Consider the following 17170-nt stretch of genomic DNA (forward strand, 5'->3'; position numbering starts at 1 on the left):
GGAGGGCGCTCAGCCAACCTCGCGCAGAATGCGGGTTTCGGACGGACCCTGATGTCCGTTACGGTCCGGGGTCGCGACCAGGACGACGGCCCACACGGTGGTGATCTCCGCCTCGTGCCGGACCCCCCAGCGCTCGGCGAGATACTCCACGATGCCCAGCCCTCGGCCACCCAGTGACGACAGCGTCGGACGGCCCGCCCGTGGCTCGGTGTAGGCGCCGCCGTCGCTCACGGCCACCTCGACCTGCCTGTCCGAGCAGTACCAGGCCACCTTGAGCTGTCCGGACGGGAGAGGGTGGGCGTGCCGCAGGGCGTTGCTGAGCAGTTCACTCAAGATGAGCACCACGTCGTCGACGGCGGTCGCGAGCAGCCCCGCCCCCTGTAGTTCGGCGCTGAGGCGCTGACGTGCGACGGCGACGCTCGACGGTGCGTACGGCAGCATCACGACGCTCGACGCACTCACCTCCCCGATTCCCCCGACTCCCCTTGCACAACGTTTCCCCTTGCACAGCCCAGTACGACCGAAATGCCCCGTCGTATCAGCCGGGAAACCGTGCCCCGGATCACAGCTTGTGCACATTGGACAATAGATCAGTCGCCAAATCGCGACGCCACGCTCCGGACCGTCCCGCCGGAGTGAAGATCCTCCGCATCGCCCGCCCTGGTCAGCCCGGTGAACGCGGCCGGCCCGGCGGCGTTCTCCAGCGCCTCACGAACGCTCCGATACGCTGCCTCCACGCGATGAACAGAAAGTTGGGCGCCCATGTCCACCGAGGACCTCGAAGCCCTGCTCCGCGTGACCACGCCGGGCTACGTCGGCCTGGCCCCGCCCGAGGTGGCGTTCGGCACCACGGACACGCCGGTCGGCCGCCTGGTCCTCGCGGTGACCGCGCGCGGCGTGCTCGCCTGCACCTACGAGGACGAGCACGCCGTCTTCGCCCGGGTGACCCGCGCCGTCGGCTCGTTCATCGGGCCCGACCCGCGCCGCCTCGATCCCCTGCGCCGTGAGCTCGACGCGTACTTCACCGGCAGGCTGCGCACCTTCTCGCTCTCCGTGGACCCGCGCCTGGTCACCGGCTTCTCCCGCACCGTCATCCAGCTGATGCAGGGCGTGCCGTACGGGAGCGTGACCACCTACCAGGAGATGGCCGAGCGGATCGGGCGGCCCCAGGCGCCGCGCGCGGTGGCCGGCGCCCTGTCCGGCAACCCGCTCTGCCTGCTCATGCCCTGCCATCGCGCCGTGGAGGGCCCGGGCTCGCTCGGCGGGTACGCGGGCGGCAAGGCGGCCAAGGAGCACCTGCTCCGCCTGGAGGGCGCGCTGCCCTGATCAGCCGTACGGGCTCAGGCGCCCGGGCGATCAGGCCCGGCGCCGGGCGAGCCGGCCGGGCACGGACAGCGCCGCCGTCGCCAGCGCGGCGACCAGGAACGCGGCGAGCGCGGCGTTCATCCACGGCTGGTGGACGAACCCCACGGCGTCGCGGACGTCGGCCCAGAGGCCGTCCCACCAGGCCACGGTCGGGGTGACCGCCACGATCCAGTACGCCGCGAACCCGAGGATCCACGGCACGACCATCGACCAGCGCGAAGGGGCGTCCTCGGCCGTGTTCCACCGGGCGGCCCCGCCGAGCAGGAAGTAGTCGACCACGAGGACCGCGAACATCGGCACGAAGACCGCCCCGATCACGGTGAGGAACGCGCCGTAGGAGTTCACGTCGGCGAGCAGCGCGATCAGCGTGGTGAGCACGCCGATCACGACCGAGATCACCCGGCGGTCCCAGCGCGGCGCGAGGTTCTGGATCGACACGGTCGTCGAGTAGACGTTCGCGAACGACTGGTCGGCCTCACGCAGCACCAGGACGCCGAAGAACAGGAGCCCGAGCGGGGCGGCCACGAACGGGTCCCACACCTTGTCGGGGTCGTTGCCCACCAGCGCCAGCGCGGCGATGCCGAGGGCCAGGCAGGCGACCTGCGCGATCGTGTAACCGGCCACCACCCCGGTGAACGCCGCGCCGCTCGACCGCGAGTGCCGCGCGTAGTCGGCGGCCATCGGCACCCACGACACCGACAGCGCGATCACGTAGTCGACGGCCGGGGCGAAGGCGTCCCAGGAGCCGCCGCCCACGGAGGGTCCCCGGGTGAAGAGGGCGACCGACAGCCAGATCATCGCGACCACGACGCCCGCGGTGACGTAGCGGCGCAGCAGGCGCAGCGCGCCGAGCGGCCGGATCGTCAGCGCGATCGTCAGCGCCCCGGCCGCGACCGCCCACACCGCGTACGGCACCGCGGTCCCCGACATCGCCTGCGCGCCCTGCGCGATGACCCACAGCTCGAACGCCCCCCAGCCGAGCATCTGCACGATGTTCAGCACGGTCGGGACGTACGACAGGCGGGCCCCGAACAGGCCGCGCAGCAGCACCATGGCGGGCCGGCCGGTCCGGGCGCCGGGGATCGCCGCGAGGCCGACCATCGCCGTGCCCACGAGGCTGCCGACCACGGCGGCCAGCACCGCGGCGGTGAACGTCAGGGGCCTGCCGCCCAGGGGATCGAGCAGGAACAGCGCCCCCGAGAAGCCGAGGAGGCTGACGCCCAGGTTGGCCCAGAACGCCCCCTGGTCGAGCAGGCCGAGGGTCTTCGGGACCTCCTCGTCCAGGGTGAGCGGAACCTCCGCATGCGCGTCGTCGACGACGGCGGTCATCACACGCTCCCTACGCCGGCATTATCCGGACAGGTTCAGGCGGTCGGCAGCGGCTTAGCTGCCCTCTCAGCCCGGTGCCCCGAGCTCCCGCGACTTCCTATGCAGTTGGCGCCCTCATCCTGCCTCATCAGAGGCTCTCTGACCACAGTGAGACACATCACGTCCGTCTCACTACTACTGTCCGTCGTCGTCCGCCGGAGTACAGCTACGTGCGCAGAGGTAGCTGTACTTTTCAGCTGTACGAAACCGTCCGCGACCTGCTGCTAGACCCGCGCATGGAGGGGCCGGCGGGTCCTCAGGGCTGGACGCACTTTCCGTACGTTTTCAAGGCGGTCCGAAGCCGGGCCGCACGCGCCGCCGCGCGACAGTACAAGTCAGTCACAGGACGGCGGGCTGAGGTGGAGTGCCCGCCAAGTGCCGGCCGCGCGTAGTGGTGCCTCCCGCGGGGGCTCTCCGACTCCGAGATGGTCTCGAACGCACATGCGGGATGTGGTTGCCTGATGTGGGAGGCATCCCGCCCGCCATCGACCCCAGGCAAGCCCAGCAGACCACTGCCACCGCAAGCCCGGTTGTGCCCGTTGGCATCCAATGGCCGTGGAAGGTGCCCAGTCGAAGGGACACGTCAAGCCGGGCTTGCACCTCCGTCGCAGGCCCGCTGCCGCTCCGCGGTGGGATCGACGGCATCCGTGACGGATAGAGCGCGAGGCGATTCTCGTTCACTGGTATTGGCCTACTTTGAAACCACCAAGTCCACTTTCTACTCCACTTTCAATGGGCTTTCACAAGCCCAACCGACGCGCTCTGTCATCTTTTTTGAACAGGGATTGCACCGTGACTTCCATGTCCCTAGCAAACTGTGGAAACTGATCCTCTGTGACGATATCCACAATAGCCCGAGATTTTCCACTAGCTGGATGCCCGGTGAGTATTCGGCCATGGGTAATTTCGGCTACCTCCACATCCGCTTGCTCATTAAGGCTAGCCTGGAACAATCGGCCCGAGAAAACTATAACAGGAAAGGAAATCGCATAAACTAGAAAATGCTTCATCTCCGACATGATGCGAGCCGTGTGTGCGGCCGCTTTGACTGCATTCATCAACGCCCCATAAGAATTATCCTTCTTCTGGCTCAATGCTGTTGTCATCCCATATGCGTGCACACCATCCCCCGCAAACAGCGGAAGCTGCGATATCTCGTCTATGTGATTTTCGGCCAGCTCTTTTAGCCACTGCGCCCCGGCGGAAGTTGCCAAGCGATCTTGTATCAGCGCTCTCTTACTAAGCTTCTTGTGTGATAAAAATAGAACCCAAGGCGACTCGGTGGATGATTTGCATTCAATTGCACACGAGATGCCGATGCGGGTTTTCCTGTCAATTTTATAACCCCAGCCTGCATGTATGTCAATTTCGCATGCCTTACCAGTGTCGGGATCGGTATAATATTGTGAAGGCGAAACCAGGGATGTTGTGGTTTTCGATAAAGTGCGCGCCGTCCTCATTTCGAGGGGATAACCTTCGGCTGCCAGCCAGCTCTTGACGTTTGCTGCTAGATCTCCCATGACTGCCTACCCTCAACGGTCTCATTGCTCGTAGTCATCTTATGGATGCTGGCGCTCGTTGCCTGCCTGAGCCGGAGCCATGCTCTGTTCCGTCTCTGTTCCGCCGGCGCGTGGCCTACCGTGTCAGATGGTGGCGAGCAAGGCCGTAGCGTCGTCGTACTGCTTTCTGTGGGGGAACCGTACGCCAGCCGCGTCGGCAGTCAAGGCACACAACCAGGACTCGCCTTGGGGCTGGGCGCACTTTTCGTACGTTTCAAGCCGCCTTCGGCGGGGTGCCGCGGGGAGCACGGAGGAGCCCGGCCAAGAGCGCGATAAGGGGAGAGTGCAGAAGAGCGCACCGAGGCCGGAACCACGATGGCCCGCACCGGAGACCAGGCGAGCACGAGCATCAGCCGGGCTACGGGCCGCGCCCCGCCGTCGGCGGTGCGCGGCTCTTCGGCCGGTCCCGCCTCGGCGGGCACGCACCCTGCCCGGCAAGCGGCGCCACGTCGGCGAGCTGGCGGCAGACGGAAGCACTGACGAAGATCTCTCGAAAGTCACAGGGGAAGACCTTGGGGCGCTGCCCCAAACCCCGGGGTCTCCGACTTCGAGAGCAGGGCCGCGCACGGTTCGCGTCGTAGGTGGCTGGGCTGGAAGTCCTGATCGCTCGCCTGCCATGGACCCAGGCAAGCCCAGCAGACGAGAGATCAGAACCAGCGGACAAGGCTGGAGGCTTGGGGGGTTCTGACTCGCAGCATGGATAAGCCCATCCAAAGTGTGCCGTTTGTTAGACACGCGCCGCAGCCACGGGCATCATGTTGTAGGTGGAGTGGTGGAAACTAGGACTTGAATATGTGAAAGTCATCTTCGCGTGGCCTCTTATTATTCTTGCATTAGTCCTCTCATTGAGGAAGTCTTTGATTGCACTGTTACAGCGAGACCTGGAAGCTGAAGCAGGTGGCGTTAAGGTCCGCGTAGGGCGCGCCGAAGAGGCTGCGGGAGAAGCATTGGAGGAAGCTACAACACAGTTCTCATCATCAGAGATCCAGCCGGAATTTCACCCTGAAAATTCCCCTAGCGATCAATCACCGCGGACAGGTAGGGCTTCCGAGGGTAACCAGAGTGGACTTGTAGGACGGATAGCCGAGTTGGAAAAGCTGTTGACGGCGGAAGAAACGCGACGCGCGTCTTTGGAAAGAGTTCTCTCGGAAGGAGCACAGATTGGGTGGGAATGGGCCCGAGCAGGACAGAAGGAACCTCCCGAGATCTCAGTGAACTGGAGTGCCGAGGGAGCTCCACGGGTATCTGCCGTGCCGCAGAAAAAAGGGTTGCAAACCATGGCCGATGTGCATCGGTCGGCCCGCATTTACGAACGCCTCTTATGGGCGAATCTTGAGTTATCCCACCCCCGACTCTCGGCGATATCTGCGCAAACAGATGTGTCCGGAGTCGAGGGAGATGTGCGCATAGTTGGCCCTGGATTCGACCTACATATTGGCGTCATCATCAAATACACAGCGCATGGTGGGCCAATGCCAATAAAGCTGCTGGAGGAACTCGTAGACACTTCGACTCTCATGCACGCCCCAGTTCTACTGGTCACGAACTATAACATTCTGAAGGCTGCAGACGAATTTATGCGAGACTTCAATTCGAGCGGTACCGTACGCGCTTATATGGTGCATTGGAAAAACGACTCGGACAATGATAACCTGCGAACGATCATCAACAGGATCGTCAACGATTACTTGCGCGACCGAGAGCGTTCGCGTGAGGGGCTGACGCAGACCGGTGACGTGTCTGCTGTAGAGCAGCCCCCGTACAGCGAGTGAGCCTCACTGGCTCTACTAACGTGACATGCAGCGTCAAGTGCAAAACGGGCCGAGCTGATTCGAGACATCCACGTGAACAGGACGAGGATCGTTTAGCGAAGAGATCAGGGCACACGAGGACGAAAACGGCTGCAAGACAGTGACAACCGGCGAAAGGCGTTAGAACACGGCCTACAGGCCGGCCCATTCACCTCCTCCTCTGAGTTGGGCCAACTCCCGGGTCACTCCCTCTCGCGCATCGGGGGCACACCGAGCGCGGAACGGAACGCCGTATCGAGGGCCGTACGAGCCCGCTCGGAGGCTTCCGGCAGGAGAGGCCCGAAGAAATCAACCGCCGTGGTGATCGACTCATGGCTGAATTGCCGAGACACCTCGAAGATCGGAAGCCCTCCGCCAGGACGGTACTCGCGACGGTACCCCGCAGATCGCAAAAGGTCGTGTCCGGAGCAGACCGGCCGTCTTGATGGCTGCTTCCAGGATTGCAGGTGATACGAATGGAGGCCCCTGCTTGATTCAGCCTATCCGCCCCTACACACAATCAAAACTGGCGAATCAATTTGCCCTAATAAACGAATCGGCCTTCTCGAGCACGTCGTCGGCCTCGACCCAGGCGTCGCCGAACATACTCCGCGTTCGCAAATAAATACCCTTCAAGCTTATAGGCTCAATCGTTCCAGTGCGGGTGTCCAGTCTAGACTCTCCCTTAACGACAACTTCTCCGCTCAGCACGCTATTAGCGTCTCGGTCGGCGTAGAAGAATGCCGAGAAGGAGACGGCGAAGGCATGGGGAGTCTCGGTTTTGAAGTACGAAGGCACGACACCCCGAAATTTGACACGTCCGAGTATTGTGATTATTTCACTTCGCTCAAGCGCTTCCTGTGCCTGCTTCGCCACCAACCCCTCAAAATCGATTCCCGCGACCTCGCTTGAATCCACCGGGACTGAACTGGCTGGCGCGAAAGAGCGCATGGCTTCTTCCAGCGTCTCAAATACCAATAACCGCCCTACCGTGACGGAAGTCTCGGCTGCCAGATTCGCCGCCAACCCCTTTTTCGGCTGGCGATCTTTATAGAAACCGTTGTCCCCAGTCACGAACAGGACTTTGTAGCGATCGGCGAGCGTTATGCATGCCTCCCAAAGCAAGGAGTCCTTCATCTGCTGGTTCTTTGGACCGTTCGGCGGAGTTTCGGCATTCACCCTGACAAGGGCCCGCTTCACTTCGCCCATCTCCATAGGGGGATAGATTATCTGGCCCTTGAGGCTGGTCTGCCTCCTGCGAATAGCGACCTCAATATCTTCTGCCGTAAGGGTTACTATTCCCGCTGCTGTGCTATTTCCGGCCACCGTACCAATCTCGGTGGTACTGGCTATGAGCTTGTCGAGTAGTGACGCCGCAGCTTCAGCACGATGCTTGTCAAGCTCCAGTTCAAGAACTTCGGGAATGGCCAGGACGGCGGCAGAATTCTGTCTCAATGCGGAAATAAAAGTTAAGCCAATAGGACTCCCAAGCCACTTAAGCCGGATCCACTCATTAGTATCGATTACGATGCACGTAGCTACCGATTCGGGTTGCGGGTTCACGACCAGCAGTGTAACTCGCGAGGGGTTGCTTTGCATCCATAAAACGGGCGTAACCAGCTGAGTGAGGAGGCCACCCATGTCAAACCAAGCGACTTGTGTAACCAGTAGCTATGAGTCGTTGAAAGGCGGCATTGACGTCATCCGGATACGGCTGCTCGACTGCGTAACCCTTCTTGGCGTACTCGGTGATCCGCTGGGTGTCGCCGACCAGCATGTTGATTACGCGGTCTACATCTCCAATGCTCACCACGTAGTCGTCGAGCGAGAGGGGTAGCGACGCACACGTCACTTCAAGCTCGGGCCACAGCTTCTTGCACGTCGCGAAGGCACGTCGCTGCTGGTACGGCCGAGAGATGAGAACGGCTGACGCCACAGTGATTTCCCGCTGTTCCAAGAGGGCACGCGTGTTGGTGAAGTTCTCCCCCGTGTTGGTCGCGTGAGGCTCGACCAAGATGGCGTCTCCAGGGACGCCGAGCTCGATGGCGTGTTCCTTGTAGTGGACAGCCTCGCCACGGGGGAACCGACTGACTGTCGTGGGGGCGTTGGCACCCGTGAACACGATCAGCGGGAACATGCCCTGCTGATAGAGATCAGCGGCACATGTGGCAACTCCGAGATCATGACTTCCCAGGCCGATGCCGACATCCGAGGAGCGAACGACGTGGTGCATGTTGTGGTAGTCCCACAAGGTTTCGACGTCAGCCCGGATGGCTTCGGGTATAGAGGCAGTGGTAGTCATGACCCCTACCTCTCCTTAGTCCGGAATCTTGAACGTATAGGACCACGCGAAGCGGGACGCGGCATGGACCCCCCGAGCGAACTCGACAAGCTGGCCGTCCCGCGTGAAGGTGCGTCGCTGCAAAATCATGACCGGTTCGCCGGCGGGCAGTTGGAGCGTCTCCATCTCAGTCGGCGTCGGCATCCGCGCGTAGACCGTCTCAGTCATGCTGTCTGGCTCCAGGCCCTGGAGGGTCAGCACTGCGAAGCCTCCCCCGCGGCTGGCAGGGCCGGGCGTGGGATCGACGATTGGCGTCCCTTGCACATCCTCGGGTCGGTAGTAGCTCGTCAAAGTGTGCGTCGGTGAGTCTCCTTCTTTGACGAGCCGCGCTCGTTCGTAGACCTGCGCGCCCTCAGCTAGGCCAAACGCTTCGGCTACTTCAGCGTCCGCATCTATCAGCCGAACCGTCTGGGTCTGGTCGGTTGGACTCCAGGCCCGGCCGGACGTCTCTCGGTCGGCGGCGAACGCGACGAGGCCGAACTTCCACTTGCTCTTGGCGTATCGCTCGATGCCCAAGCGCTTCATCGGCGGCCGCTCCCGCACGACAGTCCCTCTCCGTTGGGTCATCGCGGCTTCGGGGTGGTCGAGCTCGCGGGCCAGGTCGTGCGCGAACCGCTGGGTGGCCCGACAAGGTTCGACAAAGAGCGCTACAAGAAGCGCAACGTTGTCGAGCGGGCGATCAACCGGCTGAAGAACTTCCGGGCTGTGGCCACCCGCTACGACAAGCGCGCTTACATCTATCTCGGCACCGTGACTGTGGCAGCCCTGGTGATCTGGCTCCGCACATGATTCAAGAAAAGGGACCTAAGTGCGTAGAGGTAGCTGTACATATCAGCTGTACGAAATCGCCCGCGACCTGCTGCTAGACCCGCGCATGGAGGGGCCGGCGGGCCCTCGCTGTCCGGGGGCTGTCGTCGACGTCGGGCCGACGCGCGACCCGCCATGCCAGACGGTGGCGAGCAAGGCCGTAGCGTCGTCGTACTGCTTTGTGCGAGGGAATCGTGCGCCAGCCCCGTCGGCAGTCGAGGCACACAACCATGACTCACCTGGAGGCTGGGCGCACTTTCCGTACGTCTTCAAGCCGCCTTCGGCGGGGAGTGCCGCGGGGAGCAGGGAGGAGCCCGACCAAAGAGCAGGCAAGGGGAGAGAGCAGAAGGCGCACCGAAGGCCGGGATCACGACGGCCCGCACCGGAGCCCACGCGAGCACGAGCATCAGCCGGCCGCGGGCCGCACGCCCCGCCGTCGGCGGGCTGCGGCTCTCCGGCCGGTCCCGCCTCGGCGGTCGCGCACCCCTGTCGGCAAGCGGCGAAACGTCGGCGAACCGGCGGCAAACGTTGGCACTGATGAAGATCTCTCCAAAGACGCAGGGACGACCTTGGGGCGCTGCCCCAAACCCCGGGGCACTCCGGCTCCGAGAGGGGGCCGCGCATAGCTCACGCCGTAGCTGGCTGGGGTGGAAGTCCTGATCGCTCGCCCGCCATCGGCCCAGGCAGAGCCCAGCAGCCCGGCTCCTCCAGGTCAAGCCCAGCCGTGCGGCCAGGACAACCAGCGGACGAGGAAGCTCACCGGGAGCAGGTACACGCGAGGCAGGGCTTGACCCTCCGTCCCCGGCCCGCTGTCGCTTCGCGATGGGTCGACGGCAAACGAGAGATCAGGCCAGCGGATAATGTGCGGGTCCGCACGAACGTGGGAGAACCCGGTGATTCGAATGCGAATTTCCGTGCAGGAGGCCGTCATAGGTCTGATGAGCTTGGCATTCATAGAGATCCGCACCATGAGTTACCGTCGCGATCCGACGCTCCTGGGGTGGATTGACGGCCCGGAGGATTACCACGAGCAGATACGAGTAATCGCGGACATCTGCCACAACTTGCCCGGAAGTCTTAGCTCGCGCAGCAAGCGGCAACGGGAGCGAAGGGCTAGTGAGAGCCTGAGACTCCTTCTGCTGGGAGCAGACGACGCACATACTCAATGGGTCCGCACCCGTCTTGACGAGCTCGGATATGACTACCACTCGTTGCTCGGGAAGCCTGATCGAGAGGTCAGGGAAGAGCCAAAGGTATAAAGCTTATGCCACCCGCCACCTCTGACGATTACGCCTGGCAGAGCGATTGGGAGGAGATATACACGGTCATGTTCGTCTGCGGCCACGATGAGCGGGAGACGCTGCGCAGGTTCGGGGTCGCACAGGCGGACATGCGGCCGTACAACTGGGAGGACGTCTGGGAGCGTGTCGAGGAGACCGACGGAGAATCCGACCTGGTCGTCGTGACCCACCTGAACGGGTGGACGATCGCCTTTGAGGCTTGCGGTTGGGAAGGCAACCGGCCGGAGACGTTGCGTGAGCTGTCCCGGGGAGGCGAGGCGGTTTCTGTCATGCGGCATGACTACGCCGCATCCCACCACTTCGCGCATGCGGTCGACGGTGAACTGCGCACAGCCTTCCGGCTGGAGTGGCCCCAGGAACGCTGGGGAGCCCAGCCCGACGCCCTGAACGCAGAAATGCGCGAGCTCGGACTCACGCCTTCAGGACCGCAGGAGAAGTCCCGGTACCGGCACGAGATCGTGGCGCTCGCGCTCGCGCTGGCCAGCCGCCTCTCCGGGGTCCTGTTCCACCGGGACATGGTCGAGAGTGACGCTCTGCTCGGCGGGATTATCACCGCTCCCGTACCCGATGACCCGCAGTAAGCTCCCCGCCGATCCGCCCTGCGTGTCCAACTGCGTGACAACGCCCACGGACACCAGCGGACGCTAGCGGACGACGATGGACTCTCCTAACAGGTGGAGAGCCAAAGAGGCCAGTTCGAACGACTGTCGCTGTTGCCTGATAAGGAAGCGACCCTACGTTCAGGCGTGTGCCGTCCTCCTATAGGGCCTACTCTCTGCGTGTGAGCAGGAGGCGATACGTCGCCAGAGGCGAGCCCGGCGGCTACCGGATCTGGGACAACAAGGCCCGTCGCTGGTGGGGTGACCTCTACGAGCTATGCCCCGACGACCTTCTGAACGAGTTGAACGGCGAGAAGAACAGCGAGAAGATCACCGCGCTGCTGCAGCAGTACCGGGTCCAGAAGCGGTAGCGAACTGCTGGCTACAGCAGCGAAGTACAGCAACACCACCTCACACAGGCACCCACGGCCGGGCCGCAACCACCTAGCGAGCAGGGCGGGAAGCCCTCTACCTCGTGACTGGCTCCCGTTTAGGCGGTCATGCCGATGCGCCAGCCAGCAGCGCGGGCAGGTACCGGGAGGCTCCAGGGCACAGTCAGGGCACATGAACGCGAAAAGCAATGCGAAACGATGAGAACCGGCGAGCGCTGAAAGGGCAGCTCAACGCGCGCGGAGCAGCCGTCGCAGGTCAGTCGGCAGGCGAACCGAGCGCGATGAGGCTGCCGGCCAGCACTCGCTCGTTCAACGTCCAACCAAGCGACTTACGAAGCCGGCAGCTACTAGCCGTTGGAAGGCCCCATCGACGCCATCCGGGTACGGCTGCTCGACGGCGAAGCCCTTCTTGGCGTACTCGGTGATCCGCTGGGTGTCGCCGACCAGCATGTTGATTACGCGGTCTACATCCCCCTTTTCCTACGCGACGTAGGGGTTCCCTCCGGTTTCGCTCACCATCGGACGTCCGGCGGCGGCCCAGGACATCATCCCGCCGTCCACGTTGACGGCCTCCCGGCCGATGTGGTTGAGCCACATGGCGGCGTGCGCCGACCGTCCGCCGACCCGGCAGACGACGTACACCGGCCGGTCCGGCGGCACCTCGTCCACCCGCGCCTGCAACTCGCCGAGCGGGATGTGCACGGCCTCCGGGGCGTGTCCCGCCCGCCACTCCTCGTCCTCGCGGACGTCCAGCAGGTACGCGCCCTCGGGCAGGGCGTCGGGGGCGATTTCCGGCAATGTCATGCGCCCATTCTGGCGGCACGCCACCCATGCCCGGGCCCGCGCCGGGAGCTGTGACCCACGGTGGTCCACCCGCGGCCCGCATGAGGGCGACAAGATTCCCCAAACTTCCCTATACGTCCCTTTATGACGTATGTTTGAGGAGTGATGATATACAAATCCGAAGCCGGTCGACGGGAGATCCTCCACCACTACCGGCGGGTGCTGGACGCCTGGCCGGTTCCGGCCGAGCACGTACGGGTGCCGACTCGCGAGGGCGAGACGTTCGTCCTCGTCTCCGGCCCCCGCGACGCGCCGCCTCTCGTGCTGCTGCACGGCTCGGGCGCCAACGCGTCCATGTGGCGGGGCGACGTCTCCACCTGGTCCCGCCACTTCCGCACCTACGCCGTCGACCTCGTCGGCGAGCCTGGCCTGAGCGCGCCCTCGCGCCCCGCCCTGGACTCCGACGCCGTGGCGCTCTGGCTCGACGACGTGCTGGACGGGCTCGGGATCGCCGGCGCCGCGTTCGTCGCCACCTCACTCGGCGGCTGGATGGCCCTGGACTACGCCGTCCGCCGCCCGGAACGGGTGACCCGCCTGGCCCTGATCTGCCCCGGCGGCGTGGGACGGCAGAAGGTCGGCTGGATCCTCAAGGCCCTGCTGACCCGCCCGTTCGGGGGTGGCGGGGTGCGCGAGTCGGCGATGGCCGTCGCGGGCCTGGACGGGGAGCGGGACCGGCAGGCGCTCGACGCCGTCGTCCTGACGTTCACGCACTTCAACCCGCGCAGGGAGAGGCTTCCGGTGTTCTCCGACGACGCGTTGCGCGGCCTCACCATGCCGGTCCTCGTCATCGCGGGCGACCGCGACGCGATGATCGACTCCCACCAGACCGCGCGGCGGGTCCGTAAGTCCGTCCCGCACGCGACCGTCCGCCTGCTCCCCCAGGTCGGTCACGCCGTCTTCGGCCAGGCCGGGCCCATCGCCGAGTTCCTCCGGGCCTGACACCGGCCCTGGTGGAGCGGCTCCACCGGGGCCGGCCCTCCTCGCGGGCCTACTTCAGCAGCCGCGACAGCCGCCGGTCGGCCAGCGGCTTGCCGCCCGTCTGGCAGGTCGGGCAGTACTGCAGCGACGAGTCGGCGAACGCCACCTCCCTGATCGTGTCGCCGCACACCTCGCAGGGCTCGCCGGTGCGGCCGTGCACGCGCAGGCCCGACTTCTTCTCCGACTTGAGGTCCTTGGCCGCCAGGCCGCGGGCCCGCTCGACCGCGTCCCGCAGCGTGCTCACGATCGCGTCGTGCAGGTCGGCGATCTGGCCGTCGGTCAGCGTCCCGGCGACCTTGAACGGGGACATCCGCGCGACGTGCAGCACCTCGTCGGAGTACGCGTTGCCGATGCCCGCGATCACCTTCTGGTCGCGCAGCAGTCCCTTGATCTGGGCCCGGCTCCCGCCGGCGATCGTCTTGAGCAGGTCGGGCGTGAACTCCTCGGCGAGCGGGTCGGGCCCGAGCCCGGCCACCCCGGGAACGTCGCGGGGGTCCCGCACCACGTACACGGCAAGGCGCTTCTGCGTGCCCGCCTCGGTCAGCTCGAACCCGGGGGCGCGGCCGTCCTCGCCGGGCGACAGCCGTACCCGGACCGCGAGCGGGCCCTTCCCCGGCCGCACCGGTCTCGCGCCCGTGAGGTCGTCGCGCCAGCGCAGCCAGCCGCCGCGGGCGAGGTGGGTGACGAGGTGCAGGCCGTCACAGTCGAGGTCCAGGAACTTGCCGTGCCTGGCCACCGCGATGATCGGCAGTCCGCCGAGCGAGGTGACGGGCGGGTCGACGGTCTTGAGCGCCTGGAAGGCGGTCACGTCGACCCCGATGATCGCGTGGCCGACGGCGTGCTCGCGGAGGAACCCGGCGAGCGCCTCGACCTCGGGCAGCTCCGGCATGTCCCCACACTAATCGCAGCCGTCAGGGCACGTCCCAGAACGCGAGCTCGTGCTCCATGCCGCGTACGAACAGCTCCCGGGCGCGTGCCGGGTCCGGGGCCGCCTCGTCGATCATCTCGCCGATCCGGGCGGCGAGCGCGGCGAAGCCGGGGTCGGCGTAGGTGTCCACCCATGCCCGGTAACGCGGCTCGGCGGGCGGCTCCTCGGCGAGCAGCCGCCCGAGCGTCGAGTAGCCCCACATGCAGGGGTAGAGCGCCGCCAGCCCCTCGCCGTAGCCGGCCGCCGCCTCCAGCAGGAACGACGTGTACGCCGCGCAGGCCGGGCCCTTCACCGCGCCGTCCAGGTCGGCGCCGAAGCCAGCGGCCAGCGACCGGTGCAGGTCGAGCTCCTCGTGCCAGGTCGCGTGGGCCAGGTCGACCAGGTCGCCGAGGTGGCCGTCCGGCGCCTGCCAGGCCAGCCGGGAGAACACCCTGACGTAGTCGAGCAGGAACAGGTAGTCCTGTTCCAGCCACGACCGGAAGACCGGCTCGGGCAGGTCTCCCGCCGCGATGCCGCGTACGGTCGGGTGGGCGAGCTGGGCGTCGAGCATCGGCCGTCCGATGGCGTGCAGGTCCGCTGATATCCCCATAAGTACTCATTTTCGCGGTAAGGGAAGAGTTAGGCTCGATGCCGTGACTCTGACGATCGCCGAGGAAGTGCTGCTGCTGGCCTACCGGGAGGACACCGGGAAGCCGGTCATCGGGTCCGTGGAGCTCGACGCCGCCCTGGCGGGAGCCGTGGTCGCCGAACTCGCCGTGACCGGGCGCGTCGATTTCGACGACAAGAAGCTGGTGGTCACGGACAACGCGTCGCTGGGGGACGAGGAGCTGGACCAGGCGCTGGCCCGGATCTCCGGTGAGTCCCGGCGGCACAAGGCGGACTGGTGGGTGGGCAAGCTCCGCATGGGCGGGCTGCGCAAGCGGCTGCTGACCCGACTCGCCGTACGCGGCGTGCTGAGCGAGCAGAAAGGCAAGATCCTCGGGATCTTCCCCACCACCCGTTATCCGGAGCTCGATCCGAGCCATGAGCAGGCGGTGCGGGACCGCGTCCGGAACGTGCTGGCCGGGGCCCAGCCCGACGAGCGGACCGCGGCGCTGATCGCGGTCGTCCACGCGGCGAAGCTCGACCGTGAGGCGTTCCCGGACGCGCCGAAGGGCCGCGTCAAGGAGATCGCCCAGGGCGAGTGGGCCGGCGAGGCGGTACGCAGGACGATCGCGTCCGTGCACGCGGCCGTCCTGGCGGCCACGACCGCGGCGACCACCGCCGCGACCACCGCGTCCATCAACTGACCCTCCGCTCGGGCCTCAGTCGGCACCCGGCCGGGTGCCGGCGGGGTCGGCCGCGCCTCGGCCGAGCCGCGCCGGGTCTCCACCGCGCCCTCGCCAAGCCTCCCCCGAGCCTCCGCTGGGCCGCGCCGGAACCGGCGCCGAGGAACGGCGCCGGGGACGGCGCGGCGGCCGCGGCGTCACTTCGTGATGACGTCCTTGGGGACCTGCTTGTCGGCGGCGAGCGCCTCGAACAGGCGCAGCGCCTTCTGCGTGTCCCACTTCACGACGGCCTGACCGCCGATGGTCGGCAGCGAGCCGATCGGGACAGCCGTCGTGACGGGTCCGCCGCGCATGGCGAGGCCCACCGACAGCAGGTCGAACAGGCCGGTGCCGGGGTCGACGGCGACCGAGTCGGCCGCGTTCAGCGCCAGCGGCACCGAGGTGAAGGGATTGAGCAGCGTGCCGGGGCTCGCCGCCTTCTGGACCACCGCGGAGAAGAACTCCCGCTGCCGCTGGGTGCGGTCGAAGTCGGGGATGGCGCCGGTCTTCCTGGTGCGCACGTAGCCGAGCGCGGTGCCGCCGTCCATGTCCTGGCAGCCCTTCTTGAGGTTGATCCCGGCCTTGTGGTCGTTGATGTCCTGCTTCACGCAGATGTTGACCCCGCCGATCGCGTCGACGATGCCCACGAACCCGCCGAAGCCGATCTCCATGTAGTGGTCGATCCGGATGCCGGTCACCCGCTCGACCGTCCTGGTCAGCAGCTTCGGCCCGCCGAAGGCGTAGGCCGCGTTCAGCTTGCCGCTGCCGTGCCCCTCGATGGGGACGTACGAGTCGCGGGGAAGGCTGACCAGCGTCGGCCGGCCGTCCTCCGGGATGTGGAGCAGCATCATCGTGTCGGTGCGCTTGCCGACCGCCTTGCCGGTGGCCAGCTTCCTGCGCTGCGCGGCCGTGAGGCCCGCCCGGCTGTCGGAGCCGACCAGCAGCCAGTCCTCGCCCGGCGTCTCGGCGGACCGCCCGTCGTAGTCGGTCATCGCCTCGACCGAGTGGAGCCTGGCACTGACCAGGAAATACCCGGCGACGGCGGCGACCAGCAGGAGCACCAGCAGCACCACGACGATCCGGACGACGGCCCTGCCGGTCACCCGGGGACCACGCCTGCCGCCGGACCCACCGCCACGCCCGCCTCCCGACCCGCCACTGAATCCGCCACCGGACCCGCCGCCGTCCCTGTGCGGGGCGTCCTCCGGGTCCCTGGGCGTCCGCCCGCTCCCCCCGATCCGGCGGACCGGCGCGCTGCCCGAGCGCGGCTTGCCGTACACCTTGGAACGGGCGCGGGGGACCGTGTCGTCCCTGCCGGACCCCCTCCCGGACGCTCCGCCCGGCCCTTCGGCCCGGTTCCCGGACCCGGGCGCCCCGAGCGGGGCAGCCTGGGGCTCCGCCGGGCGGCGGATCGCCCGGGTCGCCTCGTTCTCGTCGGCCACGTGAAATCCCCAGCCCCTCAGCGTCCTGACCACCGCTTTGACCTCACCGGCGGAACTCTTTGCCGATGGGCCCCCTCCTTCACGGTACTCAGGCGGCTTCTAAGCAGCCAGTAAACGCCGCCGGGAAACACAGGAGAGATTCCAGCCGTT

At 66.1% G+C, this 17170-nt stretch carries 17 protein-coding genes and 1 riboswitch; of the genes, 7 read left to right on the forward strand and 10 right to left on the reverse strand.

Going from position 1 to position 17170, the window contains the following annotated elements; genetic code table 11:
• Window positions 1-9: 9 nt before the first annotated feature.
• Window positions 10-462 (reverse strand): ATP-binding protein, encoded by a 453-nt coding sequence (locus tag FED44_RS03025; RefSeq protein ID WP_244301677.1) that lies wholly within the window; start codon window positions 460-462, stop codon window positions 10-12.
• A 300-nt stretch (window positions 463-762) separates the two neighbouring features.
• Here FED44_RS03025 and FED44_RS03030 point away from each other — a divergent pair, with 300 nt between their 5' ends.
• Window positions 763-1326, forward strand: coding sequence for a methylated-DNA--[protein]-cysteine S-methyltransferase (locus FED44_RS03030; protein WP_117409866.1), 564 nt, complete (start codon window positions 763-765; stop codon window positions 1324-1326).
• 30 nt (window positions 1327-1356) lie between these two features.
• Here FED44_RS03030 and FED44_RS03035 read toward each other — a convergent pair whose 3' ends face one another.
• Window positions 1357-2694: a purine-cytosine permease family protein gene (locus FED44_RS03035; protein ID WP_138459647.1), complete on the reverse strand. Its 1338-nt coding sequence runs from the start codon at window positions 2692-2694 to the stop codon at window positions 1357-1359.
• A riboswitch (TPP riboswitch) is annotated at window positions 2685-2795 on the reverse strand. Its footprint overlaps the gene before it by 10 nt.
• Window positions 2796-3473: 678 nt before the next feature.
• Window positions 3474-4253, reverse strand: coding sequence for a hypothetical protein (locus FED44_RS03040; protein ID WP_138459648.1), 780 nt, complete (start codon window positions 4251-4253; stop codon window positions 3474-3476).
• A gap of 833 nt (window positions 4254-5086) precedes the next feature.
• Between FED44_RS03040 and FED44_RS03045 the strand changes: the two genes are divergently transcribed.
• Window positions 5087-6064, forward strand: coding sequence for a hypothetical protein (locus FED44_RS03045; RefSeq protein WP_138459649.1), 978 nt, complete (start codon window positions 5087-5089; stop codon window positions 6062-6064).
• Window positions 6065-6616: 552 nt separating this feature from the next.
• Here FED44_RS03045 and FED44_RS03050 read toward each other — a convergent pair.
• The 3 genes from FED44_RS03050 to FED44_RS03060 all read right to left on the reverse strand — a co-directional run bounded on the left by FED44_RS03050 (window position 6617) and on the right by FED44_RS03060 (window position 8948).
• Window positions 6617-7645, reverse strand: a complete 1029-nt coding sequence (locus FED44_RS03050) for a PIN domain-containing protein (protein ID WP_138459650.1) — start codon at window positions 7643-7645, stop codon at window positions 6617-6619.
• 79 nt (window positions 7646-7724) lie between these two features.
• Complete coding sequence (locus FED44_RS03055; RefSeq protein ID WP_138459651.1) at window positions 7725-8384, reverse strand: YdcF family protein; 660 nt, start codon at window positions 8382-8384, stop codon at window positions 7725-7727.
• A 15-nt stretch (window positions 8385-8399) separates the two neighbouring features.
• Complete coding sequence (locus tag FED44_RS03060; RefSeq protein WP_222867866.1) at window positions 8400-8948, reverse strand: GntR family transcriptional regulator; 549 nt, start codon at window positions 8946-8948, stop codon at window positions 8400-8402.
• A gap of 54 nt (window positions 8949-9002) precedes the next feature.
• On the opposite strand from FED44_RS03060, the gene FED44_RS03065 reads away from it, so the two are divergent.
• The 3 genes from FED44_RS03065 (at window position 9003) to FED44_RS03075 (ending at window position 11501) form a co-directional block, all read left to right on the forward strand.
• Complete coding sequence (locus FED44_RS03065; RefSeq protein ID WP_396697145.1) at window positions 9003-9212, forward strand: hypothetical protein; 210 nt, start codon at window positions 9003-9005, stop codon at window positions 9210-9212.
• A 1282-nt stretch (window positions 9213-10494) separates the two neighbouring features.
• Window positions 10495-11112 carry a DUF6461 domain-containing protein gene (locus FED44_RS03070; protein WP_138459653.1) on the forward strand — a complete coding sequence of 206 codons (618 nt, stop codon included), beginning with the start codon at window positions 10495-10497 and terminating at the stop codon, window positions 11110-11112.
• 200 nt (window positions 11113-11312) lie between these two features.
• Entirely contained in the window at window positions 11313-11501 is a 189-nt protein-coding gene (locus tag FED44_RS03075) for a hypothetical protein (protein WP_138459654.1), read from the forward strand.
• Window positions 11502-12002: 501 nt separating this feature from the next.
• Here FED44_RS03075 and FED44_RS03085 read toward each other — a convergent pair.
• Complete coding sequence (locus tag FED44_RS03085) at window positions 12003-12326, reverse strand: rhodanese-like domain-containing protein (RefSeq protein WP_117409868.1); 324 nt, start codon at window positions 12324-12326, stop codon at window positions 12003-12005.
• A 144-nt stretch (window positions 12327-12470) separates the two neighbouring features.
• On the opposite strand from FED44_RS03085, the gene FED44_RS03090 reads away from it, so the two are divergent.
• Window positions 12471-13304 carry an alpha/beta fold hydrolase gene (locus tag FED44_RS03090; RefSeq protein ID WP_138459655.1) on the forward strand — a complete coding sequence of 278 codons (834 nt, stop codon included), beginning with the start codon at window positions 12471-12473 and terminating at the stop codon, window positions 13302-13304.
• Window positions 13305-13353: 49 nt separating this feature from the next.
• On the opposite strand, the gene FED44_RS03095 is transcribed toward FED44_RS03090, so the two are convergent.
• Window positions 13354-14232 (reverse strand): Fpg/Nei family DNA glycosylase, encoded by an 879-nt coding sequence (locus FED44_RS03095; protein WP_138459656.1) that lies wholly within the window; start codon window positions 14230-14232, stop codon window positions 13354-13356.
• 22 nt (window positions 14233-14254) lie between these two features.
• Window positions 14255-14860: a TenA family protein gene (locus FED44_RS03100; protein ID WP_138459657.1), complete on the reverse strand. Its 606-nt coding sequence runs from the start codon at window positions 14858-14860 to the stop codon at window positions 14255-14257.
• 43 nt (window positions 14861-14903) lie between these two features.
• Between FED44_RS03100 and FED44_RS03105 the strand changes: the two genes are divergently transcribed.
• Window positions 14904-15560, forward strand: coding sequence for a GOLPH3/VPS74 family protein (locus FED44_RS03105; protein ID WP_138459658.1), 657 nt, complete (start codon window positions 14904-14906; stop codon window positions 15558-15560).
• Window positions 15561-15736: 176 nt separating this feature from the next.
• Here FED44_RS03105 and FED44_RS03110 read toward each other — a convergent pair whose 3' ends face one another.
• Complete coding sequence (locus FED44_RS03110; protein WP_244301678.1) at window positions 15737-17020, reverse strand: LCP family protein; 1284 nt, start codon at window positions 17018-17020, stop codon at window positions 15737-15739.
• Window positions 17021-17170: the final 150 nt, after the last annotated feature.

This window comes from Microbispora triticiradicis (assembly GCF_005864065.1).
Taxonomy (GTDB): Bacteria; Actinomycetota; Actinomycetes; order Streptosporangiales; family Streptosporangiaceae; genus Microbispora; species Microbispora triticiradicis.